The 24764-nt window shown below is 41.2% G+C and carries 24 protein-coding genes, 3 tRNA genes and 2 pseudogenes; 13 read left to right on the top strand and 16 right to left on the bottom strand.

The window, feature by feature from the left end; all coding sequences use genetic code 11:
- The 3 genes and pseudogenes from B9T26_RS15025 to B9T26_RS15015 form a co-directional block, all read left to right on the top strand.
- On the top strand, positions 1–235 hold a 235-nt coding region (locus B9T26_RS15025), incomplete at its 5' end, for an IS3 family transposase (protein ID WP_143223035.1).
- 56 nt (positions 236–291) lie between these two features.
- Positions 292–700: pseudogene (locus B9T26_RS15020) on the top strand (hypothetical protein); the annotation flags it as partial.
- A 228-nt stretch (positions 701–928) separates the two neighbouring features.
- Entirely contained in the window at positions 929–1720 is a 792-nt protein-coding gene (locus tag B9T26_RS15015; RefSeq protein WP_086200456.1) for a hypothetical protein, read from the top strand.
- A gap of 34 nt (positions 1721–1754) precedes the next feature.
- Here the strand turns inward: B9T26_RS15015 and B9T26_RS15010 are convergent, their stop codons facing one another.
- The 3 genes from B9T26_RS15010 to B9T26_RS15000 all read right to left on the bottom strand — a co-directional run bounded on the left by B9T26_RS15010 (position 1755) and on the right by B9T26_RS15000 (position 5155).
- Positions 1755–2735 carry a methyltransferase gene (locus B9T26_RS15010; protein ID WP_086200455.1) on the bottom strand — a complete coding sequence of 327 codons (981 nt, stop codon included), beginning with the start codon at positions 2733–2735 and terminating at the stop codon, positions 1755–1757.
- Between the two features lie 292 nt (positions 2736–3027).
- Positions 3028–3726 (bottom strand): pirin family protein, encoded by a 699-nt coding sequence (locus B9T26_RS15005; RefSeq protein WP_086200454.1) that lies wholly within the window; start codon positions 3724–3726, stop codon positions 3028–3030.
- 193 nt (positions 3727–3919) lie between these two features.
- Positions 3920–5155, bottom strand: coding sequence for a L,D-transpeptidase family protein (locus tag B9T26_RS15000; protein WP_086200453.1), 1236 nt, complete (start codon positions 5153–5155; stop codon positions 3920–3922).
- A gap of 203 nt (positions 5156–5358) precedes the next feature.
- Here B9T26_RS15000 and hemE point away from each other — a divergent pair, with 203 nt between their 5' ends.
- The 4 genes from hemE (at position 5359) to B9T26_RS14980 (ending at position 9866) form a co-directional block, all read left to right on the top strand.
- Positions 5359–6429: a uroporphyrinogen decarboxylase gene (gene hemE, locus B9T26_RS14995; protein WP_086200452.1), complete on the top strand. Its 1071-nt coding sequence runs from the start codon at positions 5359–5361 to the stop codon at positions 6427–6429.
- Between the two features lie 39 nt (positions 6430–6468).
- Entirely contained in the window at positions 6469–7269 is an 801-nt protein-coding gene (locus tag B9T26_RS14990) for a DUF817 family protein (protein WP_171263022.1), read from the top strand.
- A 146-nt stretch (positions 7270–7415) separates the two neighbouring features.
- Positions 7416–7886 carry a DUF3015 family protein gene (locus B9T26_RS14985; RefSeq protein WP_086200450.1) on the top strand — a complete coding sequence of 157 codons (471 nt, stop codon included), beginning with the start codon at positions 7416–7418 and terminating at the stop codon, positions 7884–7886.
- Positions 7887–7964: 78 nt separating this feature from the next.
- Positions 7965–9866 carry a DUF4105 domain-containing protein gene (locus B9T26_RS14980; RefSeq protein ID WP_086200449.1) on the top strand — a complete coding sequence of 634 codons (1902 nt, stop codon included), beginning with the start codon at positions 7965–7967 and terminating at the stop codon, positions 9864–9866.
- Between the two features lie 94 nt (positions 9867–9960).
- Here the strand turns inward: B9T26_RS14980 and B9T26_RS14975 are convergent, their stop codons facing one another.
- From B9T26_RS14975 to B9T26_RS14950, 6 genes are all read right to left on the bottom strand, one after another.
- A complete protein-coding gene (locus B9T26_RS14975; RefSeq protein ID WP_086200448.1) occupies positions 9961–10320 on the bottom strand; it encodes a cupin domain-containing protein in 360 nt (119 codons plus the stop codon).
- 97 nt (positions 10321–10417) lie between these two features.
- Positions 10418–10966: a GTP cyclohydrolase I FolE gene (gene folE, locus B9T26_RS14970; protein WP_171263021.1), complete on the bottom strand. Its 549-nt coding sequence runs from the start codon at positions 10964–10966 to the stop codon at positions 10418–10420.
- Positions 10967–11060: 94 nt separating this feature from the next.
- Entirely contained in the window at positions 11061–11747 is a 687-nt protein-coding gene (locus B9T26_RS14965) for a Smr/MutS family protein (RefSeq protein ID WP_086200446.1), read from the bottom strand.
- A 12-nt stretch (positions 11748–11759) separates the two neighbouring features.
- Positions 11760–12569, bottom strand: a complete 810-nt coding sequence (gene trpC / locus B9T26_RS14960; RefSeq protein ID WP_086200445.1) for an indole-3-glycerol phosphate synthase TrpC — start codon at positions 12567–12569, stop codon at positions 11760–11762.
- Positions 12570–12587: 18 nt separating this feature from the next.
- The gene (gene trpD, locus B9T26_RS14955) at positions 12588–13634 is read right to left on the bottom strand and encodes an anthranilate phosphoribosyltransferase (RefSeq protein WP_086200444.1); all 1047 of its coding nucleotides are present in this window, start codon (positions 13632–13634) and stop codon (positions 12588–12590) included.
- Between the two features lie 17 nt (positions 13635–13651).
- On the bottom strand, positions 13652–14236 hold the full coding sequence (locus tag B9T26_RS14950; protein WP_086200443.1) for an anthranilate synthase component II: 585 nt from the start codon (positions 14234–14236) through the stop codon (positions 13652–13654).
- Between the two features lie 968 nt (positions 14237–15204).
- Between B9T26_RS14950 and glnA the strand changes: the two genes are divergently transcribed.
- Entirely contained in the window at positions 15205–16620 is a 1416-nt protein-coding gene (gene glnA / locus B9T26_RS14940) for a type I glutamate--ammonia ligase (RefSeq protein ID WP_171263019.1), read from the top strand.
- A gap of 89 nt (positions 16621–16709) precedes the next feature.
- Complete coding sequence (locus B9T26_RS14935; RefSeq protein ID WP_086200440.1) at positions 16710–16988, top strand: hypothetical protein; 279 nt, start codon at positions 16710–16712, stop codon at positions 16986–16988.
- 56 nt (positions 16989–17044) lie between these two features.
- On the opposite strand, the pseudogene B9T26_RS14930 reads toward B9T26_RS14935, so the two are convergent.
- Positions 17045–17924 (bottom strand): annotated as a pseudogene (locus B9T26_RS14930) (polysaccharide deacetylase family protein).
- Positions 17925–18155: 231 nt separating this feature from the next.
- Between B9T26_RS14930 and B9T26_RS14925 the strand changes: the two are divergent.
- Both B9T26_RS14925 and ubiA read left to right on the top strand, forming a co-directional pair.
- Positions 18156–18653 (top strand): chorismate--pyruvate lyase family protein, encoded by a 498-nt coding sequence (locus tag B9T26_RS14925; RefSeq protein WP_086200439.1) that lies wholly within the window; start codon positions 18156–18158, stop codon positions 18651–18653.
- A 17-nt stretch (positions 18654–18670) separates the two neighbouring features.
- Positions 18671–19549 (top strand): 4-hydroxybenzoate octaprenyltransferase, encoded by an 879-nt coding sequence (gene ubiA, locus B9T26_RS14920; RefSeq protein WP_086200438.1) that lies wholly within the window; start codon positions 18671–18673, stop codon positions 19547–19549.
- 395 nt (positions 19550–19944) lie between these two features.
- On the opposite strand, the gene B9T26_RS14915 is transcribed toward ubiA, so the two are convergent.
- Positions 19945–20829, bottom strand: a complete 885-nt coding sequence (locus B9T26_RS14915) for a LysR family transcriptional regulator (RefSeq protein ID WP_086200437.1) — start codon at positions 20827–20829, stop codon at positions 19945–19947.
- A 188-nt stretch (positions 20830–21017) separates the two neighbouring features.
- Here B9T26_RS14915 and B9T26_RS14910 point away from each other — a divergent pair, with 188 nt between their 5' ends.
- Complete coding sequence (locus B9T26_RS14910; RefSeq protein WP_086200436.1) at positions 21018–22760, top strand: FAD-dependent monooxygenase; 1743 nt, start codon at positions 21018–21020, stop codon at positions 22758–22760.
- A gap of 149 nt (positions 22761–22909) precedes the next feature.
- Positions 22910–23146, top strand: coding sequence for a hypothetical protein (locus B9T26_RS14905; protein ID WP_086200435.1), 237 nt, complete (start codon positions 22910–22912; stop codon positions 23144–23146).
- Positions 23147–23236: 90 nt separating this feature from the next.
- On the opposite strand, the gene B9T26_RS14900 is transcribed toward B9T26_RS14905, so the two are convergent.
- The 5 genes from B9T26_RS14900 to B9T26_RS14880 form a co-directional block, all read right to left on the bottom strand.
- The gene (locus B9T26_RS14900; protein WP_086200457.1) at positions 23237–23683 is read right to left on the bottom strand and encodes a DUF2726 domain-containing protein; all 447 of its coding nucleotides are present in this window, start codon (positions 23681–23683) and stop codon (positions 23237–23239) included.
- A gap of 54 nt (positions 23684–23737) precedes the next feature.
- Positions 23738–23813 (bottom strand) — tRNA-Asn (locus B9T26_RS14895).
- 103 nt (positions 23814–23916) lie between these two features.
- Entirely contained in the window at positions 23917–24108 is a 192-nt protein-coding gene (locus B9T26_RS15870) for a hypothetical protein (protein WP_227518819.1), read from the bottom strand.
- Between the two features lie 307 nt (positions 24109–24415).
- Positions 24416–24491 (bottom strand) — tRNA-Asn (locus B9T26_RS14885).
- A gap of 5 nt (positions 24492–24496) precedes the next feature.
- Positions 24497–24572 (bottom strand) — tRNA-Asn (locus B9T26_RS14880).
- Between the last annotated feature and the right edge of the window lie 192 nt (positions 24573–24764).

The raw sequence follows: 24764 nt of genomic DNA, 5'->3' as shown, positions 1-24764 counted from the left end.
CAACTGCTGGGATAATGCGGTGACGGAAAGCTTCTTTCATACATTGAAAGGTCATGTGGTACACGGGAGTGTGTTTACTACCCGAAAAGAAGCCAATGCTGTCTTGTTTGAATATATTGAGATTTACTACAATCGAATTAGACGGCATTCTGCAAATGGCTGGTTAAGTCCAGAAGCTTTTGAACAGAATTATTTTAAGAATTTAGAGGGACCGATTGTCCACGATACTGTCTAGGATCAATATGCTCCTGATGATCCACGTAGTAAACGGCAATAAAATAAAGGTGTGCTCCACAAGTACCAATTTTACAGCTCAAGCTTCCCTACTGTTTTATTGCAGATGAGGTGGTATACATTACGCAGTTAGATGCTTTTGGGCATTATCGTAAATATCCTTTACCTGGGACGATTTTTGGTGGCCGTTTCCCGATTCATATTTGGCCACGTCCTTTGATGTGGGCATTTGAATGGCATGATACAACTAAAGATTTGATTTTAAAGCGTGGAGAGCCTTTGTTTTATTGTCAGTTTGATGGTTTTGATCCAATACGGACAGTGAAATTGATTCAAGCTGAAAAGACACCTGATCTTTTGCAATATATGGAACAGATTTCAGGTGTAGTGAATTATGTAAATCAGACTTTTTTTGTTTAATGAGGTAGATAAAATAAGACTAAAAAACTTACTTGAGAAAGGATAAAATAATTATGAGATGGATATTTATTATTTTTATTAGTTTTTTATTTTTTGGATCTATTTTTATTTATAAAAAAATCAAGAGCATAGATTAAAAGATCGGGAGTTAAGAAAAGAAGCTAATATTATTCAGAAATAAAAGGAAAAACTACTTTTTGATCAGTGTAATGTTTTTCCAAAAGATGGATATTTAAAAACTGAGTCTGGCTACTATTTTGATTTATTTAAGTTTATGGAGTTTATAAAAAATGAACAAGGAAGCTTTGAGAAAGAAGTAAGGATAAATCCATATAAAAATTTGATTAATTATTTTGGATTTAAATTAAATGAGGATGGAGAGTGTGTAATTTATACAGTCGTAAAAATACTTTCATGGGATGGAAATGAAAATTTAATAATAAATGTAAAAGATATTTTTGAGAAAGATGATTTTTATAATAGTGCACCATCAGGTACTCCACATGGTTTATTATCTATAGGGGAGGCTATTTTAAATAATAAAAATATATTGGTTGTTAATATTTTATTTGGTAAGGGAAATGTGGTTCATATAGAAAAATTAACCAGTTACAATGATGGGTGGGTAATATTATTTAGGGGTAAGCGTACAACTGGAAAATACATTATTTTACCATTAAAAAACTATCCAGATATAAAAGTCGCGTTTAAAGATTCAGATGTCAATAATGGTTATATCGATACAGATGTTTTACAGTTAGATATTCCATTTGTTTATGATGGTTATAATAATTTTGGTGTGGATTATAGTTTTCAGTGTGAAAGTCTTATTAGATATAATGTTAAAAGAAACAAAAATACATCTATTCAAGAAATATTAAACATTTCTATACCAAATAAAGAAATGCGTTGTAGTGGGCTTGCAGCACGAAATTATCGATTATATCGAGAATATGGTTCTATTTTTCCGGAATATGGAACATATATTTTTAGAAATACAAATGTAGTTTTAAAAAATACAATTAATTTTTCAGATCAGTTTATAACAAAGGAAAAACAAAGATGAGTTATGTATTCAATGAAGGGCTTTAAATAATTCCCTATCTAAGCTCAACTATATTTTCCACTTTCACCAAAACCAAAGCAATTCTTTCTATATGTTGATAAGCCGGTTGCTCCAACTCTTCGCCAAAAACATCGGGATCGATTTCTTTATAAGACCAATGGATCTTGGGTTGCGACGCTATCAATTTTTCAAGCTGTTCTAAAAATCGATTGCCATCTGCTCTTATGGCAACCCCAGTATATAAAAATAAACAGCCTTGAGGATTAAGCCGCTCAATACCTTCCTTGAGTATTCTAAAAGATAATTCACTACCATCTAGCTCATTACCACCATGCCGATATTGTCGCTGATCTGCATCAATTAAATAAGGGGGATTGGCAAAAATAAGATCGAACTGTCCTTCAATATGGGCAAATAAATTACTGGAAACCGGAGTGATGTTATTTAGTTCTGAAAAGCTGGCATTGATTTGACTATAAAACAGTGCTTTCGGGTTGAGATCGGCCACCATGACTTCATTCAGGTCGAGACAGGATTTTGCTAAGCTGATCGCAGCGGCTGAAGTTCCGCAGCATAATTCCACAGCCCGTTTAAATGAATGCGGTCGTGCTGCTAAATATTGCTTGAGATGATAAACAAAGCGATAGGTATCTGGGCCAAAAAAAACCGAGTCAGCGGCTAGGGTGGGGAAACTGGAATGAATAAACAATTCATCATCTAGCGATGATACACGGACATGACTGCGCCACTGATGCTCATGGAAATGAATGAGCTGATGTTCTTCCAGCACTGCAAAAAGTGCCGGCTCCAGGTCAGCTTCCGCAAATGCCAAATTCCAGCCGAATATATCCCTAAGTGTAATGGCTTTGTTCTGAGTATTGCTGTTTCGGCTTAAAATACGCTGATGGGAGAGTGGCGTGATGGTGGTAAAGCGATAGTTTTGTTGTTTTAAATAACCTAATAAAAAAAGCAAAGCCTGTTGCTGACTTGTTTGAATATCTAAAATCTGATTCATATGGATTTTCTCTTTTAATAATAAATGGATACTTTATTTTTAAGATTTTTTCATTCATGTCTAAATTAAAAAATGAAACAGATTGATATTGTCCTAAAACAGGCTGGCTTTAAGTAAAAGTGTGATGAGGATTGGTTTGATTTATATATTTTTATTAAGGGATATAGCAATTACCCTAACTTTTGAATGACTAAGTTATTAATATTATTTAAATTTAACAATTAACACGATCGAGATGACCATTTTACAATGATCATCTCTGGCTGAGGTTGATAAGCTGACAAATCGCGTTTTAGTGCTTCACTTCAGGTAAATCAAACCAGATTACTTGCGCATCTTGCAAAGCTTCAATCTGACTTACCTCTACAAAGGCAATGGCACCGCCAGCTTCTACAGTATGCTCTGCAATTTTGACTGCACCAGAAATCACATGCACATAATTAATATGTTGGGTCGCTTTAATGTTGAGGCTTTGACCCTGCTGGATCAATGCAGTTTTCACTTCAGCTTGCTGGCGAATATGCATTGGTGCATTTTCGTTGGGGCCAACAATCAAATGCCATTGATTCGGTTGTTCACGTGGATCACATTTGATTTGTTGATAGTTCGGTTCTGCATCACGCTCATTTGGAATAATCCAAATCTGTAATAAATGAACCGGTTCATCCCCTTGGTTGATTTCACTGTGCTGCACACCCGTTCCGGCGCTCATCAGTTGCCATTCACCGGCAGAAATTCCACCTGCATTACCCATGCTGTCTTTATGGGAAATCGTTCCCTCAAGCACACAGGTCAAGATTTCCATATTGTCATGCGGATGGGTGCCAAAACCGTTATGCGCAGCAATCAGGTCGTCATTAATGACACGTAAGGCACTCACACCCATATATTGCGGGTTGTACCAATTGCCGAAAGAAAAACTGTGTTTGGACTCGAGCCATCCCATTTTGACATGACCACGATTTTCACTTGGATGTAGAAAAGCGTTCATAATGCTATTCCTGTCTTTATTCTTGAATATAAGCATTATCTTAATGATTTAAAAATGACTTAGAAATCATAAAAAAACAACAAATCATCCTATATTTGAAACGATATTTTAGGATGATGTCTTGCATTTAAAATGCGCAAGATATCAAAAAGCCTGCAATAGATGCAGGCTTTTTTTGTGCAGTGTACAGAGATTATTCCAGGAATTTAACCGTTACACCGGATTTGACTTTTTTACCCAGGTCATTGGCATCCCAGTTGGTTAAACGGATACAGCCATGCGATGCAGTTTTAGAAATTGCAGATGGGTTTGGTGTACCGTGAATACCAAATGATTTTTTGCTTAAACCGATCCAGATGTTACCTACAGGGCCGTTAGGACCCGGTGGTAAAGAAAGTGGTTTAGTATTTTTACCTTGAACAAAGTTACTTGGCGAGTAGCTATACCATGGATTTTGCGCTACACCGGTAATTTTGTAGGTACCTGTTGGAGATGGCGTGTCCGAGCTACCAATGGTTGCAGGGAATGAGCCAATCATCTGGTTGCGGCTGTTAAATAAGTACAGTTGTTTTGCACCTTTATGCGCAACAATCAGGTGAATATCTTCCGGAACTTCATTGCGGATATTGGCCACAATAATTTTTTCACCCGCTTTTTTGAAGCTTGCTTTCGGATTTAACTTTTTCAAAAAGTCTTCATCCATATGGAACTTTTCACCCAGCATTTCGGTTACGCGTGTGTAGTACAAGCCTTTCATTTTGGCTTGCAAGGCATAATCGTGAGGAATAGTTTCAGCATAAGGACCTTTAAGATCCGCATCTGTCAGGGTGTATTCAATGAATGCAGGTTTAGCACCTTGTTTGGCGACTAAAGCATCCCAGGTTTCTTGAGTTAAAACACCTGTCGGTTGAATGCCATTGATTTGCTGGAAGGATGCAATCGCTTTCAGGGTATTTTTACCACTTGAACCATCAATTGCACCCGGAGAAGCATGGGCATTGTTCAACATGACATGCGCGCGTGCATATACAGGGAACTGACCCTTACCAATATTTTCATACCATGTGGCATTATTCAGGCCATCGAGGGTCCAGGATGCCTTGGCTGCTGCACCAGCATTGCTCGGTAGCGTTGCTGTTTTTGTGGTAGGTGCAGCACCGATTGGAGCCGTCTCATCTTCAGTATTCTGAAGATTTTCCAAGGTTTGCGAAGCCTTATTTAAGTCTTTTTGTTCTTGAGGTGTAATCTGTGTATTTACAGTGCTTTGAGCGCTAGAAGCCGCTTCAGTTGCCAGAGGATCAATCGGATCTTGAACGGCAACATTGGTAATCTTTTTAGGATTTAATGGTTGTTCAGCAGTAGATGCGGCAAATGCTGTACCCGCAAAAATGCAACTTAAACTCATGGCGAGTAATGTGCGAACGAACATGTAATTCAACCTTAAGAATTTTTCATTAACTATGTGATAAAACTAGCCAAGTATTGCAGAAAAAATGAGGAGATGCAGTATTTGTTTTGTGTAAAAATTATTTTACATTTAACGTGATCGATTTTTAGCTGCAAGAGAAGTTACTAAATTTTCGACCTTTTTGTTATGATGGTTCGAAGATTAAAAATGAGATGGGAAAGTAAATGACGACGCTAAAAAACGATCGTTTTCTGCGGGCCTTATTGCGTGAGCCGGTAGATACCACACCAGTTTGGATGATGCGTCAAGCAGGACGTTATTTGCCTGAATATCGTGAAACACGTGCCAAAGCAGGTGATTTTCTTTCCCTGTGCAAAAATAATGATTTTGCCTGCGAAGTAACTTTACAACCTTTGCGCCGTTATGACCTGGACGCCGCCATTCTATTTTCAGATATTTTAACCGTGCCCGATGCTTTGGGACTGGGCCTGTATTTTGAAGCAGGGGAAGGTCCGAAATTCCATAAAACCATCCGTAGCGAAAAAGATGTAGCAAATTTACCCAACTTCAATGCTAAATCTGACCTTGATTATGTGATGAATGCGGTAAGCACCATTCGTTCTGCATTAGGCGGTCAAGTGCCATTGATTGGCTTTTCAGGTAGCCCCTGGACACTGGCCACCTATATGGTAGAAGGCGGTTCCAGCAAGGATTTCCGCTATACTAAACAGATGATGTATGCACAGCCTGAAGTGTTGCACGCTTTGCTGGACCGTTTGGCCATTGCTGTTATTGATTATTTAAATGCACAAATTGATGCCGGTGCGCAAGCTGTACAGATTTTTGACAGCTGGGGCGGTGCGCTGGCACATCGTGAATATATCGAATTTTCATTGAATTACATGCAAAAAATTGTTGCCGGTTTAAAACGTGAAAAAGACGGGCGCAAAGTTCCGGTCATCTTATTCACCAAGGGCGGTGGTCAGTGGCTAGAGCCTATGGTCGCCACCGGTGCCGATGCCTTTGGTCTGGACTGGACTACGCCTTTGAACGTGGCACGTCAAACTGTGAATGGCCGTGCTGCATTACAGGGTAACCTTGATCCGGCCACTTTATATGGCTCGCCAGCATCGATTGAAAAAGCCACCAAAGCCATGCTGGATGATGCTTATGCAGGTGGTGAAAAAACCGGTTATATCGCTAACTTGGGTCATGGCATTACCCAATGGGTAGATCCTGCGAATCCTAAAGTATTTATCGATACCGTGCATGAATATAGCGCCAAATATCTTTAAGTACGTGTGAGTAAACTCATTTTTTAGGATTCAACCTTGATCAGTCTGTTTAAATCATGTTTTGAGTTCTCATTTAAGGCAGCTTCGGCTGCCTTATTTGGGATTTTACTGCTGCTTGCTTTTGTACTTACAGCATCCATGGGAAGCCAGGAGTTTTATGGCTTCTTTCGTTATGACTATTTGCTGTTTTATGCCTTAATCATCCAAGCCTGTTTGCTGTATTTAAAACTGGAATCGTGGGCCGAAGCCAAGGTCATTGCCCTGTTTCATATCATGGCCATGGGCATGGAAATTTTTCTGACTCATCCACAGATTGCATCCTGGCAATATCCACAGCCGGCGGTATTTAAAATACTGACTGTACCCTTATTCGCGGGATTTATGTATTCGGCAGTGGGCAGTTTTTTTGCCCGCTCCTTAAGGCTGTTTCAGGTGTCGTTTGAGAAACTGCCGAGTTTTAGCAATATGCTGGCTTTGGCGGTGCTTTCCTATATTAACTTCATGAGTAAATTTTTTGTTCCAGATATACGCATGGTGCTATTTGCCTGGAGCATGATTATTTTCTGGAAAACCAAAATTTGCTTTCAGTTGCAACAGCATCAGCTGCAACTGCCGATGTTGCCGGTGCTAATTATTTTGGCCTTTATTATCTGGATTGCAGAAAATATTAGTACCTTTAATAAAATCTGGTTATATCCTAGTCAGGTCGATGCCTGGCATATGGTGGGCTGGGGTAAGCTGGGTTCCTGGTATTTATTGCTGCTTTTGAGCCTGGTTTTGGTGTTAAAAATACTTGGAAAGCGTAGTCAAGAGGGTGTTTGGAAGTTAAAAAATAAATAATTTCAAATGTTTATATGGTGATTGGTAACTTTAGTATAAATTGTTTTGCGTTGTGAGAAAGTTGCAGTTATCTTACAAAGGTGTAATAAAAATTGCACAACTGTGAAGAATTAAAACACTTGGATAATAAATTCTGGAGAATAGCCATGATGAAAAAATTAGCTTTAGCTGCAGTTGTAGCACTCGGTTCTACCGCAGCATTTGCAGATAGAGATGCTGGTTGTGGTATCGGTTCACAAGTTTGGGCAGGTAAATCGGGTAAGGCACCTAAAATTCTGGCTGCAACGACTAACGGTCTTTTTGCTAACCAATTATTCGGTATTACTTTTGGTACATTAGGTTGTAGCGGTACAGGTACAGTCACTGCTCAAGCGGTGACTTTTACCAATGAAAATGCTGAATCTTTAGCACGTGATATGGCCGTGGGTGAAGGGGAAAGCCTAAATGTCCTTGCTGAACTTTTAAATATTAAAGCGCAAGACAAAGCCCGTTTCTTTGCAGTTTCTAAACAAAACTTCTCTAAAATTTATTCAGCAGAAAATCATGATTCTTTACAAGTGCTTGCATCTTTACAGGCTGTGATGGCGAAAGATGAAGTGCTGAAAGCCTACGTATAATCGAATATCCCAAAACCCTGTCATCTTGACGGGGTTTTTCTTACTGAATAATTGATAAAAGATAAATACCAGATTTGCATGAAATCACTTGCGTTCGTTTTTGCTTTAATCTCTTCCACGGTTGCCTATTCAGCAACGCCTGTCCAAACCGCTCAAGCTTATACCGCTCAGCCCTATATAGAGCGTGCAATACAACGAAAACTAGACCAAGACATCACTTGGCAAAGGTTGATGTATGCCGATAAAAAAGGACATAGTGAAGTCAGCTATGCAGGTTTTTTCTTATCCAATGACGGGAAGAGCGATTTAAAGCAAGAGTTACAAGCGAATATCCAGGCATTATTCCAATCCGCAGAGCCGAATCAATCGGTGCGGTGCCGTTTTCCTGCACGCAGTCAATGGTTAATGCAGCAACTGAATATTTCAGAACAGCAATTACCAGTGGTAACCTGTCCGGAATTACAGGACTGGATCGGACAGATCAAGCCTTATAAAGCCACACTCATCTATGCAACCGACTTTATGGGCAATCCCAGTTCGATGTTTGGGCATACCTTGTTGCGCCTGGATCCCAAAGATCAAAAGCAGCTGAATCTAGTTTCTTATGCGGTGAATTATGCGGCTACAGTTAGCGAGGGAGAAGGCTGGTCTTTTGCCTGGAATGGTCTAACCGGGCAGTATCAGGGTGAATATTCCCTAATGCCCTATTACCGTAAGGTAAAAGAATATGGTGATCTGGAAAGCCGTGATTTGTGGGAATATGAACTCAGTTTAAGTCCCGATGAAACCCGCTTTTTAGTGCAGCATATTTGGGAAATGAAACATGTAAGTTTCCCTTATTACTTTGTCAGTGATAACTGTGCCTATCGTTTATTGGGACTTATTGATTTGGTTCGCCCACAGCTTGATTTAAAACAGCAATTTAAAGTGGCTGCTATTCCCGTGGAAACCATTAAGGCGATAGAACAGCAAGGCTTGGTCAAAGAAACTGTCTATAGGCCTGCTTTAGAAACCCAATTGCTATCCCAGGTCAGACAGCATGGTAAAAGCCTGGCTACAGTTGCGCATCAAGTTGCCTTTGCAGAAACAATAGAGATGTCTAAGCACATAGAATCTTATCAGGACTTAGATAAAGCCAAGATTTTAGAGATGGCTTATGACGATTTATATCTGCAATTGATTGGAACTCAAGTTGAGCCAGGTTTTGCCCAGCCACGATTACGCCAGTTATTGAGTTTGCGCAGTCAAATTGACCTGGACAAACAACGCCAACAACCGCTACGGCCGAAAATGGATCCGACGCAGGCTCATGATGCACGGCATTTTTCGGTCAATCTAGGGGAAGTGCAGGGTGAAAAGTTTGTCGAACTTGGACATCGTCAGGCCTATCATGACCTGATTGACCCGCAAGGCGGTTTTCGCACCGGTACACAGTTATTGTTCTGGGATGGTTCTGTCCAGTATCGTGATGATGAGTTGAAACTGGAGCATTTTGATGTTCTGAACGTGAATTCTTATAACCCGATAACGCCCTTTAAAACGCCACTCAGCTGGGGTTTTAATTTTGGCTGGAAGCAGGAAGCTTTGGATCAACAGGGTCAGTTCAGTGAACATGAGCAACATGGCATTGCAAATTTACAGGTTCAGATGGGCTATAGCTATGCAAACCCGGAGCGTGAGCATTTGTGTTATATCCAACTGCAAAATCATATACAGGCAGCTAAGGCTCTGGATCAGGGCTGGCGTATTGGTATGGGGCCGACAGTAGGCTGTCAAAATATCTGGTCAGATCACGTAAATAGCTTGGTACAGCTTGAATTACCGTACTGGCAAGATAGCCAGCAATGGCAACTTAAACTGAATACCCAGTGGCAATATGTCATTAATTCACAAAATGCACTTCGACTGAATTGGCAATACCAGCAACAAGACCATAAGGACTGGATGAAAACCAGTCTGGGATATGTGCGGTTTTTTTAAGATGTCATTGAAGTAAAGTGATTTTGCCTATTTTCTTCACTGCTTGGCATAACAATACAATGATGGAAAATGCAGAATAGCTCGAATTTAGAACTTAGACTTCAACAATCACATAATACTTTTTAACAGCCTCAATCACTTCAAAAGTACCTTCAAAGCCCGGTGGAATAATGCCTGCATCGCCGGCGCCTACTTCAATCACGGTATCTGAGTTTTTAGTATGCAGGCGCACGCGACCTTCAATGACATTAAAGAATTCTTGTTTGTTGTCCGCAAATACAATATTCCATGCACCCACTTCACAGTGCCAAATGCCACAGTCCATGTGCGGATGTTCATATAAACTATAGGTATGGCGTTCAGGATTGCCTTTAACCAAACGCTCAGGACGAGGAAAGTCTACTTCGCATTTACTTTGGGTTAAACCGTGACCTGCTAACCAAATAGATGACATGATTTATCCTTAAAGTTAAAAGTTGCATAAAAGAAAGAAGTTAAAGCATATATAAAAAAGCCCCGAGCAAGCGGGGGCTTTTTATTCTATGAACATTCTAGAGACTTTCAGGCAAAGCAGCCAAAAATTCACGACGTTCATCTTTATTGGTTTTAAAATCCCCAACAAAAGAAACCGTACGGGTTGTAGATTCCTGTTTGCCTACACCACGCATCATCATGCACATATGCGCAGAGTCGATCATCACTGCGACACCACGTGCTTTGGTCACTTCAGCCACTGCTTCAGCAATTTGCTGGGTCAGGTTTTCCTGAATTTGCAAACGGCGCGCAAACATTTCGGTAATACGAGCAAATTTGGATAAACCTAAGACATTGCCTTCAGGTAAATAGGCAATATGTACACGACCGTAAAAAGGCAATAAGTGATGTTCACAGAGTGAATAGAATTCGATATTTTTGACCAATACCATTTCACGGTTATCGGAAGGGAAGACCGCACTGTTAGTCACTTCTTCCAAAGTTTTGCTATAACCAGACGTTAAATACGAAAAAGCTTTAGCAGCACGCATTGGCGTATCTTTAAGACCAGGACGATTAAGATCTTCACCAACGGCAGTTAAAATGTTGGCGTAGGATTGCTGCATAGACATAAGACGTGTTCACTTACACTGATATCGAACAAGGACGGCATTGTAGCAGAAAACCGCTACAATGCCCTGTTTTAGGGAAAAATTCCGATTACTGTTTGAATTTTGGGTTCTTTTCGCTTCGTTTCAGCAGAACCAGAACTGCACCTGTGCCACCTTGCTTTTCAGGCGCACTGACAAAGGCCAAAACATCACGGTGCTGACGCAGCCAGCCATTCACATAGGTTTTTAAAATAGCTTCAGGCCCTTTGCCATGTACAATCTTAATGACGTTCTGATTTTCATCTTTGGCCATTTGAATAATCTGTAGTACAGCTACACGGGCTTCTTCTACGGTACAGCCATGTAAATCGACTGCTTCAAACCAGCGCAGGTTGCCTGCTTTTAAATCTTCAAAAACTTTATGCTGTAAAGTCGCAATGCGGTAGCTTAACGCTGCCTGGCTGGCTACCGGATTGAGCATGGCTTGAGTATCCGACAGTTCCGCCTGATCGGTTTGCATAGGGCCGGTTGCAGCGGCACGTTTGGCTAGAGTCTTGGCATCCGGTTTTTTCTGTTTGCTCTTTTCGATTTTTGCAATATTACTGCTGTCTATTTTTTTGACACCTTGCATCGATTTCTGGAACAAATCGAAATCATCTTCCTGCTCTTGCTCAGCCTGAGCTTTAGGCTCAGGCTGCTTGGCAATTGCAGTCGAATGCGGATTGGTAATTTGCTTTTTAAAAGATTTCAGTAAATTGTACTGATCTTTCGAAAGCGAAGAATCATGTTTACTCATAATCTCTAATATTCATTCAATAGTTTCAGGCTGGCCAAACAATGCAGTAAAGGCATGATCTGGACGAGGCTGTTTCATAAAGCTTTCGCCCACAAGGAAGGCATGGATATCATGTTCTTGCATCATGTGGACATCATCTGGTGTGGCAATGCCACTTTCAGTGACCAAAAGACGTGAAGGCTCAAGCAATTTTTTCAAACGCAGGGATGTGTTTAAATCGACATCAAAGGTTTTTAAATTGCGGTTATTTACACCCAGCAAACAACGCTCAGAAAGGCGCAAAGCGCGTTCCAGCTCATCTTCATCATGCACTTCAACCAGTACATCCAGATTATGCTCGAATGCTGTTTTCGACATTTCTTCCAGTTGCTGGTCAGACAGACAGGCCACAATCAGAAGAATACAGTCTGCATGCAGGGCACGGGCTTCAATTACGCCATAAGGGTCGATCAGAAAATCTTTGCGTAGTGCAGGCAGGGCACAATGCGAACGGGCAATCTGGATATTTTCGTCCGCACCTTGGAAAAAGTCCACATCTGTCAGTACCGATAAACACGCTGCACCCGCTTGCTCATACTGCTGGGCAATTTCTGCAGGATTAAAGTTCTCACGAATAATGCCTTTAGATGGCGATGCCTTTTTAATTTCAGCAATCACCCCTGGACGTTTACTTTGCACAGATTGTGCAAAACCACGCACAGGTGTTGCAGCCTGAGCCAGTTCTTCCACATCTTTGTAGCTGTGTTGCTTAAGACGAGCAGCAAATTCTTGCTGTTTACGATCCACAATTTTGCCTAAAATTGTATTTGCGATATCTACCATGATCTTTGTCCTGCCGTCTTAAGCTTCGTATTCTTTTAAAGTTTTTGTGTATTCAGACAAAATGCCCATCTTTTCCAAAGCTTGACCGCCATAGATAATGTCATGTGCCAATGCCACACCTTGTTTATAGCTATTGGTCAAACCTGAAACGTAGATCCCTGCACCTGCATTAAGCGCCACCATATTTGCCGCTTTTTCACCCAGGGCAGATTTTTTCTTGCCTAAAGCATCTTTAATCAAAGTCAGGCTTTCAGCTGCGCTATCTACAGAAAGGCCGGTTAAGGTTTGCGATTCAATATCGACTGCTTCGGGTTGAATTTCCCATTCGGTAATTTCACCGTCTTTCAGTTCAGCCACATAAGTGGAAGAGGCCAGACTGATTTCATCCAGACCATCTTTAGAATGCACCACCATCACATGTTCTGCGCCCAGCTGTTTGAGTACTTCAGCCATAGGGCGGCAAAGTTCAGTGGAGAATACGCCAATCACAAAACGTTTTACCCCAGCCGGATTGGTCAGTGGGCCAAGCAGGTTGAAAATACTACGGAAGCCGAGTTCCTTACGTGGGCCAGCAGCATATTTCATGGCTTTGTGATGATTCGGTGCAAACAGGAAACCAACGCCCATTTCACGGATACAACGTTCAGTTTGCTGCATGTTCAGGTCAAGATTGATTCCGGCTTGTTCAAGTAAGTCAGAAGAACCCGACTTGGATGACACACCGCGACCGCCATGTTTGGCAATGGTTGCCCCAGCGGCAGCAATGACAAAACTGGATGCAGTCGACACGTTAAATAAGTTTTGACCGTCACCACCCGTGCCGACAATATCGACCAAATGAGGAAGATCGCTGACATCAATTTTAATCGCGAACTCACGCATTACACGAGCAGCTGCGGTAATTTCGTCAATGCTTTCGCCTTTTAAGCGTAGGCCCATCATCAACGCACCAATCTGTGCATCAGTGGCTTCACCATTCATAATGGTACGCATCACTTCTTCCATTTGCGGTTGAGTGAGCTCGATATTTTTAGTGATGTTATTTAAAGCTTGTTGAATATTCATAATCTTTGTAGCGCTCGTTATGCGTAAATTTCTAAAAAGTTTTTGAAGATTTGGTGACCGTGCTCACTCAGAATGGATTCAGGATGGAACTGCACGCCTTCGACCGGCAATGTCTTATGTTTCACGCCCATGATTTCTTCCATAGAGCCATCTTCTTCATTGGTCCAGCAAGTTACTTCCAAGCATTCTGGCAAGGTCGCCTGATCAATCACCAGGGAGTGATAGCGCGTTGCAGAAAATGGACAAGGAAGGTTGCTGAAAATCCCTTTATTGCTGTGATACATGTCTGATAAACGTCCATGCATGACTTTTTTGGCGCGAACCACATCTCCACCAAAGGCTTGACCGATACTTTGATGTCCCAGGCACACTCCTAATAGAGGTATTTTGCCGGCAAAGTGCTGGATTGCAGGAATGGAAATGCCTGCTTCGCTTGGTGAACAAGGGCCGGGACCAATAACGAGATACTTTGGTTGCCATCGCTCGATATCTTCCAATGTAACGGCATCATTACGGACTACTTTTACTTCCTGATTTAACTCGCCAAAATACTGGACGATGTTATAGGTAAAAGAGTCATAGTTGTCGATCATTAAAAGCATGAGCTAACCTATTGAAATTTGCGCACTTAACTGTGCTCGAATAGTCCAAGAATACTCGCATGATTCGAGTTTTCACTGCATAGTCTTATTTAAACTAAAAGCAGTCAAAACGGCTAAAAAAATGGAGTGCGAATAATCATAGCAAAAAATAAACATTTTCTGCTGAACTATTTCTATGATAATGATTTTAGAGAAATCACTGTATGAGAATAAGCTGATTTATTTGCATTTTATCTGGAATGAAATTTATGGAAGATTATTTCAATAATTGAATGGAATTTTGAAATAAGATGCAGGGGAGAGGGCGATATAAAATCAATGAATAAAAATTAGTTAATATATTTTTGTAACATACTATCTATAAGTAAGTATTATGCTGTTTAAATTTGCTTCATTGAAGCTTGGCTTCATAAAAGAACATAAATCAGTGAATATCAAATTTGTAAGTTGTCACCAAAATGGCGCAGAGTGTTTCATGTTTTTGAAACTTTGAAATATTTAAAGTTGAGCCGTTAAAAAATAAAAAACATATAAATAATAATAAGATAGTGTTTGTTGGCGATTTAAGGGTTTTTAACTTCCAGATTAAAATGCTAAAAGGATTCAGTAATAAAATCATAAGCATGATCAAGAAAAAATTATTAAGTATTTACTTTAAGCGAAACTGGTTAATATTTAGTCGAAAAGTATGTCGGACAGGGCTTTTACCCGGGGTGGAAAATAAATGTGCACCAATTTAGAACACTTAAAGCGGCTTTTTAAGTAAAAGTGATTAAGAGTGTTTGAATATGGTGCATTTGCATTTGGACACAGTATAATAGCCTCAAAGTAAAGGGCTTAAATATTCTATTCTGATAAAGAATTCAGTATTTTATCTTTGCTTTTAAAAAGTTGGTACGACAATTGCTTAATAGATACCAACTACTAACACGCACTTAGCAGGTGCAACAAAAAATCATCGGAGCAAAATGAGCATGGCGAACAAGGTCCTTCAACTCATCCAAGAAAGTAGCGCAAAATGGGTCGATTTTCGCTTTACTGATACCAAGGGTAAAGAGCAGCACGTAACTTACCCTGCAGATTCAATCGACGAAGATACATTTGAAGACGGTAAAATGTTTGACGGTTCTTCAATCGCTGGTTGGAAAGGCATTGAAGCATCTGACATGATCTTACGTCCAGATGCAGAAACTGGTTTTGTAGACCCGTTCTTTGCTGAGCCTACAGTTGTTGTGACTTGTGACGTAATCGAGCCATCTACTGGTCAAGGTTATGAACGCGATCCGCGCTCAATTGCTCGCCGTGCAGAAGAATACTTAAAATCAACAGGTATCGGTGATACTGCATTCTTTGGTCCAGAACCAGAATTCTTCGTATTTGACGAAGTGAAATGGGACATCGACATGTCTGGCGCGCGCCACACATTGATCGCTGAAGAAGCTGCCTGGTCTACTGGTAAAGATTACGAAGCTGGTAACTCAGGTCACCGTCCACGTGTTAAAGGCGGTTACTTCCCAGTTCCTCCTGTAGATTCTTCACAAGATATGCGTGCTGATATGTGTGCTCGTATTGAAGATATCATGGGCCCAGGTCGTGTAGAAGTACATCACCATGAAGTTGCATCTTGCCAGTTAGAAATTGGTGTAAGCTTCAATACTATGGTTCGTAAAGCGGACGAAGTTCAACAGTTTAAATATGCGGTTTGGAACGTTGCTCACCAATACGCTAAAACTGCGACTTTCATGCCTAAACCAATGGTAGGTGACAACGGTTCTGGTATGCACGTTCACATGTCTATCTCTAAAGATGGCAAGAACCTGTTTGCTGGTGATGAATATGCAGGCCTTTCTGAAATGGCATTGTACTTCATTGGCGGTGTGATCAAACATGCTCGTTCATTGAATGCAATCACTAACCCTTCTACAAACTCGTACAAGCGTTTAGTTCCGCATTTCGAAGCACCAATCATGCTTGCTTACTCAGCACGTAACCGTTCTGCTTCTATCCGTATTCCTTACGTTTCTAGCCCTAAAGGCAAACGTATTGAAGCACGTTTCCCAGATCCAATGATGAACCCGTACTTAGGTTTCGCTGCATTGTTGATGGCTGGTCTTGACGGTATCCAAAACAAGATCCACCCAGGTGAAGCTGCAGACAAGAACTTGTATGATCTTCCTCCTGAAGAAGAAGCTAAAATCCCTACAGTGGCTCATAGCCTAGATATGGCGCTTGAAGCTCTTGAAGCTGATCACGATTACCTTCTTAAAGGCGGCGTGTTCACTAAAGAAATGCTTGATGCGTATATCGAACTTAAAACTGAAGAAGTACGTCGTCTTAACACGACTACTCACCCGGTTGAATTTGATATGTACTACAGCTTGTAATTCATATTCGAATTTAAGTTCAAGAAAAACCCGCGCTTGTCGCGGGTTTTTTGTATGATGGGATGAAGATTTACAAGAGTCATCCCATCATGGCAAAGCCACGTAAAAAACATACAGGTTTCTTCCCTTGGATAGATCCAACAGATCAGTCTAAGGGATTTAAGCTGAACTTTTCAGAAGTCACATATTTGGAAGTGAGTCGCACCGTTGAGGGGTATAAGCAAGCGCAATTTGTAGAATTAAAAAACCCTGAATTGGCTTTAGAATTTGATTATCCGCAAAGCTTTTATATTAGTGCTGAAGGGTTGATCTTAATCAAAACACCTCAGGGAAAATTTGAAGTGATTGCTAAAACGGATAATGCATAATTTTTTGAGAAATAATGCCTTCGCAATTCTGCCAAGGCATGGATGAGTTATTTTAATTAATCGAGTTGATGCTGTTTTAAATTGTCTGTTTCATAAGGTGCATCTTCTGCAGGATAGCGCAGCTCTTGCCCTTGAGTTTTAGCAATTGACCAAATCACACTTTCACCTGCAGGAATATTTTGATTCTGCTGCCTGTAAATGGGATCTTGGAATGCTTGCTCTGCAGAAATAAATGTCCAATCTTGCTGCTGAAAGGCAGTAATTACATCATTTTAAGAATGCCGCATTAATCGCATTTACATGTAACAGTAAAACATGCTGGGGTGAGCCTTGTAATGTTTGTACTGCAAGTTGATCATAATATTCCGCGCGATCTAATAAATGACGTATATAAGCTTGCTTTAAACGCTGTAATTTTTCAGTGTCATCTTGTTTTGCGTAATCTAGATATTTTCGGTTATAAAACCAGTCGCTGGCATCTATACTGACACCACCAATTTTATAGTGGTTTTGATACAGCCATTGATAAACGGTATCGCGTTTTTCAACAGTGTTGCCTTCTTTTAAAAATGGATAACGATAGATCCGCTGATAATTCGGCAGTGTGTTTAACACAGTATCCGCATCGATAATGCTTTGAATATAAGCTTGAGCTGAGATGTTGTCTTTATTTAAGTTCTGATGTAAGGCACTGTGATTCCCAATAATATGCCCCTCATTACCCCAGTTTTCAATGAGCTGCTTGCCTTGATAATCACCAATTTTAATTAAACTTGGAAAGACCATACTTTTAATTTTATGTTCATCGAGTTGTTTTAAGATCTGTTGATTAATAACCGTTGCTCTAGGATTTTGTTGTGGATTTAAACCATCATCAAAACTGAGTGCAATATCTCTGGCTTGTGTAAGCGAGCTTAGTGCAATACAAACTGCCATTGCTACAGATGCTTTAAGAGAGCGAGATGGACGTAAATGGGTATTTATCATTATTTAAATATTCATGCAGCATTTAATGTTCAGGGATACTAGGTATATTAAACCGGAGCTAAGATATTCATACATTAACATAAATGGCTGTAAATCCGCCCATCAACAGTTAAGGCTCTGTGTATAATCATCACGATGCATAAGTGCATTGATAATGTTAGTTTTATAAAGGCGAGGGATATGCGGGCGGCAGCAAAACTTCAATTACAGCAACAAATTCCAGAAGCGTTAAAAATATGGCTCTATGCTTCAGGGTCTTTGACACAACAATTGACAGATTTGGCTGGTGGGGTATTTAAGGTTCAGCCCATTGAAGAGCAGTATCAGCGGCTTCTACATGCAGATGCGCAATGGATGAATATGCCGCATCAGCATACTTCATGGGTGCGTGAAAGCTATCTATATGGCTGTGAAGATGCACCGTGGGTGAAAGCCAAAAGTATCTTTCCAATTTTAAGTTTGCAATCCCGGGCACGCATCTTTCAGCATATTGGTAAAAAACCCATCGGATGGTTTCTGTTCCAACGCACCAATCCGGTTTGTCAGCGGCGGGTAATTCTACTTGAGGATGGCTGGACACGACAAAGTTGCTATACTTGGCATGGCTGTAAATTCATTGTGCAGGAAACTTTTTTGCCTGCATTTGAACGCTTTATTCAACAAAAAATTAAACAGTAACCTGGTTAAGGAATGTCATGGCAACTGCGCATCAAATTACCTGGCGTGAACGTCTGGAAGCTTATTATTATCTCTGCCGTTTTGATAAGCCGATTGGCACGGAACTGGTGTTCTGGCCGACCATGTGGGCACTTTGGGTGGCTAATCAGGGAATCCCGAGCATCGGGATTTTAATTCCCATGATTCTGGGTACCATTTTTATGCGTGCTGCGGGTTGTGCTATTAATGACTTTGCTGACCGTAAAGTGGATGCGCATGTAGAACGAACTAAAAACCGTCCTTTGGCTACTGGTGTGATCAGTGCTCAAGAAGCCATTTATGTGTTTTTGCTACTTGTGGCTGCCAGTGCATGTATGCTGTTTTTCTTGCCAATTGAAACCTTTTACTGGTCATTTGGTGCATTATTCCTAGCGTTTATTTATCCGTTTATGAAGCGCTATACCAACTTGCCACAAGTCTTTCTAGGTGCGGCATTTTCATGGTCCATTCCAATGGCCTATACCGCAGTGGGGCAGACACCGGACTTAAGCTGCTGGCTTTTGTACTTTGGCAATTTGGCATGGACAGTGGCGTATGACACCCAGTATGCGATTACCGACCGTGAATATGATTTAAAGATTGGGGTAAAATCGACGGCCATTTTATTTGGCAAATATGACATCGAAATCATTTCTTTATTACAGGTCATCAGTCTGGTCTTAATTGGAGGTGCCATGTATTTGGAAAATCTGTTGATGCCATTCGGTTTAATCGCGTTGTTATGTGTGGCAGCTGATTTTATCTATCAATGGAGCAAGACCCATGACCGTGATCCGCAGCGCTGTTTCTGGGCATTTCGGCATAACCGCTGGGTGGGCGTCATGATTTTTGCTGGAATTTTTCTCGCTTTGCTTTAAGTCACGATTTGAAGTGAAAATCGTAAAAAAGCATCCATGCGAATTAATGCTAGTTAGTTAAGAAATTGACTGGTATTTTCTTTTTAAATTCATGATTGTAGTTGATATGTGGAAAAGTCATCCGCAATTGTTTGAGGCCGGACTACATTAAAAAATGATTGTTTCTGCGATGAGTTTGCTAGTTGATAGTAGCTGACGAGTTTTGCGGATGACAATGCCTTTGGTTACTTTGGGCGAAACCAAAGTAACAAATTGAGCTGCAAGGGTGTGATTTAACACGGTAAGACTCCGCCATGAGTTACTAAAAAGTTAAAGAGCCTATTTCTAAACTCCTTAACTGATCAGCATTATCCATACGTATACTTTTTTAGTATGGGTAAAGATCAGTTGCAACATCAGCCCACCTGAATTTGCATTTTCAGTTCCTGCGTAATCAACTGCAATGCTGCATTTTTTGAGTTTTTTCTGAAACTGGCATACAGCTGCAAGGTAGGAAGCTTAAATTCAGTCGCCACCACCTGCACATGATCGCCTAGAAATTTCAGCAGATATTCTGGAACAAAACTAAAGCCCATGCCCATATTGATCATGTTGATGTGTTGCAGAACATTGGTGACCCAGAGCATCTGATGATGCGGCAGCTGTTTTAGCTGCAATTGCTGATTGATCTTTTCATAGAACACCGGTGAGGCACTTTGTTCGCACATGATGATGTTCTGTTTGCTCAAGTATTCACGACTGATTTGATGTTTAGAAGGATGTAATTTTTCTGCTGCCACAACATAGATTTTTTCAGTCAGTAAACACAGGTTTTCATAATCATCATGCTGAAGAGCGTAACGGGTAAAGGCCAGGTCGAGCTCAGAATTTTTTAGACGCTGGATCTGTTCAAGACAGGTCAGGCTTTGCACATGGATCTGCAGATCCGGAATTTGCTGTTTGAGTTTATCTAAGATTAAGGGCATGACCTTCAGTTCTGCCACATTTAAAAAGCCAATATAAATCTGGTTGTTTTTGTTATAAGCCGCCTGACGCGCAGCCAACATGGCAAGTTGGGCACTCTCTAACGCATTCATCGCATGGGGTAAAAAGGCTTCGCCTTCATCGGTCAGGCGGATTTTTTTAGAGGACCGATCAAATAGTAATACGCCGACTTCTTCTTCCAGATCTTTAATTTGCTGGCTTAATGAGGGCTGTGCAGTAAACATCTTTTCGGCGGCTTTGGTGAAGCTGCCTTGCTGGGCCACACTGACAAAATATCTTAAATGACGTAATTCCATAACTGACCGCACGTTTAAACCCGATTGCGCAGCTTCATCCTATGCTGATACTGCGAATCCGATTATGAAATGTTACAGACTTAAAAGCTATGCAACCATAGTTTAAGCCTATGGGTGTTCTGCGAAATAAGGATGTTGCATACACTGAGATCAGACAGCTGAAGGGTAGCATGGAAAAGGAGTAGGTGATGTCTGAACAATTTGATGCGGATGTGCTGGTGATTGGAACAGGTCCTGCGGGTTCAACCTTGGGGCTGGCACTGGCCAATTATGGTATTAAAGTCCAGCTTTTTACCCAGTTTAACTGGCTGGCCAACAGTCCACGTGCACATATTACCAATCAGCGTGCTATGGAAGTATTACGTGATCTCGGCATAGAAGAACAGGTCAAGCAGATTGCCACGCCTTGGGAACAAATGGGGGAAAGCCTGATTACCACCAGTCTGGTCGGGGAAGAAATAGCCCGTCTTAGCGCCTGGGGTACTGGGGATGAGCGCCATGGCGATTATGTCAAAGGCAGTCCATGTCCGCTGGTGGATTTGATCCAGCCTAAAATGGAAGCGCTTTTAGTCAAAAATGCGGCTGAACGTGGTGCGATTTATAACTTTAATACCGAATATCTGTCTCATATCCAAGATGAACACGGTGTAACGGCAACTTTTTTAAACCGGATTACCAATACCGAGTTTAGCTTGCAGGCTAAATATCTGGTCGGTATGGATGGTGCTCGTTCAAAAGTTGTCGAGCAGTTAAATCTGCCGCTAGAAGGTATCATGGCGCGTGCCGGTACCGTGTATGTGACCTTCAAGGCAGATTTAAGCCAGTATGTGCAGCATCGCCCGGCTATTCTGCAATGGATTGTCAATCCCGAAGCCAGCTTTGGTGATTTGGGAATGGGGCTGTTGCGCGCCATTACGCCTTGGAATCAATGGATCATGGGCTGGGGCTTTGACATCAGTAAAGGTGAGCCGCAGGTGACTGAAGCACAGGTACGTGAGCGCCTGAACGCTTTTGTCGGGGCTGAGGTTCAGGATGTAGAAATTGAAAAACTGTCTTACTGGTATGTGAATCAGACCTGGGCCACAGAATATTCGGTAGGGCGGGTATTTTGCGGTGGTGATGCCGTACATCGTCATCCGCCTTCTAGCGGTTTAGGCTCGAATACCTGTATGCAGGATGCCTTTAACCTTGGCTGGAAACTGGCCTATGCGGTGAAAGGTTGGAGCAAGGAAAGCTTGCTGGATTCTTATACGTGTGAGCGTGCACCTGTGGGCAAGCAGATAGTCGCCCGTGCCAATCAGTCCCGCTTCGACTATAAGCATCTGAAAGAAGTTTTTGGTTTTGATGAGGGGGTCACGACACAGGCGGCGATGTTGCAGCGAATTTTCGCTGAAGATGATGAGGGTGCCGAGATTCGTCAAAAATTATTCAAAGCTCTGGAAATTAAACATTTCGAATTTAATGCACAAGGGGTAGAGTTGAATCAGCGTTATGATTCAAATGCGATGATTGCCGAGGTGACAGCGGAAACCTTTGCGCAAGATCCACAGCTTTATTTGCAGGCAACCACACGCCCCGGTGCAAAAGTACCGCATATCTGGCTAATTGATGCCAAAGGACAGAAGCAATCAACCTTAGATATCGTGGGACAGGGCCGTTTTAGCTTGCTCACCGGACTGTCCGGTACAGGCTGGAAAAATGCGGTACATGCCCTGAATCTGCCTTATCTGGACGTGATTCAGATTGGTTCCCGGGAATATCGCGATGTTTATGGAACATGGAATCAAAAATCTGAAATCCATGAAGCGGGTGCTGTACTGGTGCGTCCGGATGGTTATGTGGCCTGGCGGATGCAAGACAAGCCTGAAGCTGACTTTGATTATCTAAAAACCTTACGAGAGGTGCTAAGTAAAATTCAGCTGGCTGTCTGACTTTGATGTGTTTTGACTGGGAAAGCCGGTTTCGACCGGCTTTTTGATGCGAGTTTACAAAGTAGGTCAATGATCTGTTGAGACAGCTCAGGGTTTTGTTATATTGGACAGGAAAATTTAGTGTGTATATAGATTGACAGGTATTGATTATGTCGCAGTCAGGCGCGAAGCCAAATCCCAAGAAGATGATTATTCTGATGAGCCTTGGTTTACTTATTCCGATTTTTCTTGTCTCTATGGCCTATCTGGCAGTCAGTAGCGATGAGAAAAATCAGCAGAAATATAAGCAGCAACAGGCTGAAATGCTGGAACGGATCAAAGCCCGTGAGGCGGCAGAAAGATCTGCTTCTGAGGCGACTGTAGAACCTTCTACTTCTACCCAGTAAGGCAATAAATAATTCATTGTTATATTGAGCTTATTGTATTGAATTGGGAGCCACCGCATCATACGGTGGCTTTTTTATGACGAGCACAGATTAATTGAGAATATCTTTTTTTAAGCTATGAATACTGGGGATATCGGTATAGCGATAGACCTGATAGCCGGCTTCATGCAGCATGGCATCGCGTTCGGCATCTTCCTGCTCTTTGCCGATATGGCTTGGATCATCCAGTTCAATAATAGCGATTACCTCAAGTTTTTGATTGAGCAAAACGAAGTCGGTGACTTTGCGATTAAACTGGTTACGGATTTTAAAGTTATTGTTGGTGATCAGGGCGCTAAAAGCCACTTGAGCAAGAATATGATGTTGGGGAAAGGCTTCTTTGAGACGAATAAACATCTTGCTTTCGAAATGCGTGATGACGCGTTTGGGAAAGAATTTTTGCCGTGGCTTGAACAGTTGCTGAAAAACAAGGGTCAGCAAGGCTAGGCTGGCAATACAACCAATAAGGAAAAAAGTGAATTGACTTGAATCGAACACAGCACAATCTTGATATAAGAAAAAACCCACTCAGTTGAGTGGGTTTTTAGAATCTGGCTCTCCAACCTGGGCTCGAACCAGGGACCTGCGGATTAACAGTCCGTCGCTCTACCGACTGAGCTATTGGAGAATCTGATACGCATTCTATGTATCTAAGCTGAAAGGGTCAAGGGCTCAGGGTTAAAAAAAACATGAAAATGAATTGAATGTTTTAAAAATAAACTTATTGCTTATTATTTAAGTGCTTTTATTAAGTTTATATAATTTTCTTTGCTTTGTAAGGGGTGTGCTTTACGGCATTCATTAATTAATTTCATCAGCTCGGCTTGGCTGAGCTCGGGCTTGAGCTGTTGCTGAATATGTTTTAAAACCTCCGGGTTCTTTTGCGGTAAATTACGGGTGCAATGAAATAAGCGTTCATACATGAGCGCGGACGCCTGCTTTTTATTTTCAGAATTTTGACTGCATTGAAAAACGGCGAACATGACAATAATCAAAATAATCCAGAAAATGAGAGATTTTAACCAGGTTGCATTCATATAATTTTATTAAAGTCTTATTATTAGAATGAAGATAACTAAATTTTAATCGGCGAACAATAGATAGGTGAATGGTCTACAATTTGAAGGCTGGTGGTTAAAGCTAAGAGTTTAAAAAGTATGAGTTATATAAGAAGCGAAATTTAACCAATAAAAAAAGCCCACTTCATGATGAGTGGGCTTTTTAGAATCTTGGCTCTTCCACCTGGGCTCGAACCAGGGACCTGCGGATTAACAGTCCGTCGCTCTACCGACTGAGCTATGGAAGAATAGATGGCTCTCCAACCTGGGCTCGAACCAGGGACCTGCGGATTAACAGTCCGTCGCTCTACCGACTGAGCTATTGGAGAATCTGAAGCGCATTTTAGGGATGAAAACTCAAGTCGTCAACCAGATAATGTAAAGAAATGAATCATTTGCTTCATTAATATTCGTTTAGGATGCAAAAGCAAAAAAATCACCCATAAAGGGTGATTTTTTAAACGGAAAAATAATTTTAAATCTTATTTTTCAACGCCAGCAGCTTGACCTGCAAGTTTAGC

It is taken from the genome of Acinetobacter sp. ANC 4169, from assembly GCF_002135355.1.
Taxonomy (GTDB): Bacteria; Pseudomonadota; Gammaproteobacteria; order Pseudomonadales; family Moraxellaceae; genus Acinetobacter.
Note: the sequence above shows the minus strand (reverse complement) of the source record. Positions and strands in the feature narration are given on the sequence as shown.

Coding starts and splice junctions, on each gene's coding strand:
- B9T26_RS15015 (WP_086200456.1), top strand. CDS start 929: ATGGAGTTTATAAAAAATGAACAAGGAAGCTTTGAGAAAGAAGTAAGG.
- B9T26_RS15010 (WP_086200455.1), bottom strand. CDS start 2,735: ATGAATCAGATTTTAGATATTCAAACAAGTCAGCAACAGGCTTTGCTT.
- B9T26_RS15005 (WP_086200454.1), bottom strand. CDS start 3,726: ATGAACGCTTTTCTACATCCAAGTGAAAATCGTGGTCATGTCAAAATG.
- B9T26_RS15000 (WP_086200453.1), bottom strand. CDS start 5,155: ATGTTCGTTCGCACATTACTCGCCATGAGTTTAAGTTGCATTTTTGCG.
- hemE (WP_086200452.1), top strand. CDS start 5,359: ATGACGACGCTAAAAAACGATCGTTTTCTGCGGGCCTTATTGCGTGAG.
- B9T26_RS14985 (WP_086200450.1), top strand. CDS start 7,416: ATGATGAAAAAATTAGCTTTAGCTGCAGTTGTAGCACTCGGTTCTACC.
- B9T26_RS14980 (WP_086200449.1), top strand. CDS start 7,965: ATGAAATCACTTGCGTTCGTTTTTGCTTTAATCTCTTCCACGGTTGCC.
- B9T26_RS14975 (WP_086200448.1), bottom strand. CDS start 10,320: ATGTCATCTATTTGGTTAGCAGGTCACGGTTTAACCCAAAGTAAATGC.
- folE (WP_171263021.1), bottom strand. CDS start 10,966: ATGCAGCAATCCTACGCCAACATTTTAACTGCCGTTGGTGAAGATCTT.
- B9T26_RS14965 (WP_086200446.1), bottom strand. CDS start 11,747: ATGAGTAAACATGATTCTTCGCTTTCGAAAGATCAGTACAATTTACTG.
- trpC (WP_086200445.1), bottom strand. CDS start 12,569: ATGGTAGATATCGCAAATACAATTTTAGGCAAAATTGTGGATCGTAAA.
- trpD (WP_086200444.1), bottom strand. CDS start 13,634: ATGAATATTCAACAAGCTTTAAATAACATCACTAAAAATATCGAGCTC.
- B9T26_RS14950 (WP_086200443.1), bottom strand. CDS start 14,236: ATGCTTTTAATGATCGACAACTATGACTCTTTTACCTATAACATCGTC.
- glnA (WP_171263019.1), top strand. CDS start 15,205: ATGAGCATGGCGAACAAGGTCCTTCAACTCATCCAAGAAAGTAGCGCA.
- B9T26_RS14935 (WP_086200440.1), top strand. CDS start 16,710: ATGGCAAAGCCACGTAAAAAACATACAGGTTTCTTCCCTTGGATAGAT.
- B9T26_RS14925 (WP_086200439.1), top strand. CDS start 18,156: ATGCGGGCGGCAGCAAAACTTCAATTACAGCAACAAATTCCAGAAGCG.
- ubiA (WP_086200438.1), top strand. CDS start 18,671: ATGGCAACTGCGCATCAAATTACCTGGCGTGAACGTCTGGAAGCTTAT.
- B9T26_RS14915 (WP_086200437.1), bottom strand. CDS start 20,829: ATGGAATTACGTCATTTAAGATATTTTGTCAGTGTGGCCCAGCAAGGC.
- B9T26_RS14910 (WP_086200436.1), top strand. CDS start 21,018: ATGTCTGAACAATTTGATGCGGATGTGCTGGTGATTGGAACAGGTCCT.
- B9T26_RS14905 (WP_086200435.1), top strand. CDS start 22,910: ATGTCGCAGTCAGGCGCGAAGCCAAATCCCAAGAAGATGATTATTCTG.
- B9T26_RS15870 (WP_227518819.1), bottom strand. CDS start 24,108: ATGTATGAACGCTTATTTCATTGCACCCGTAATTTACCGCAAAAGAAC.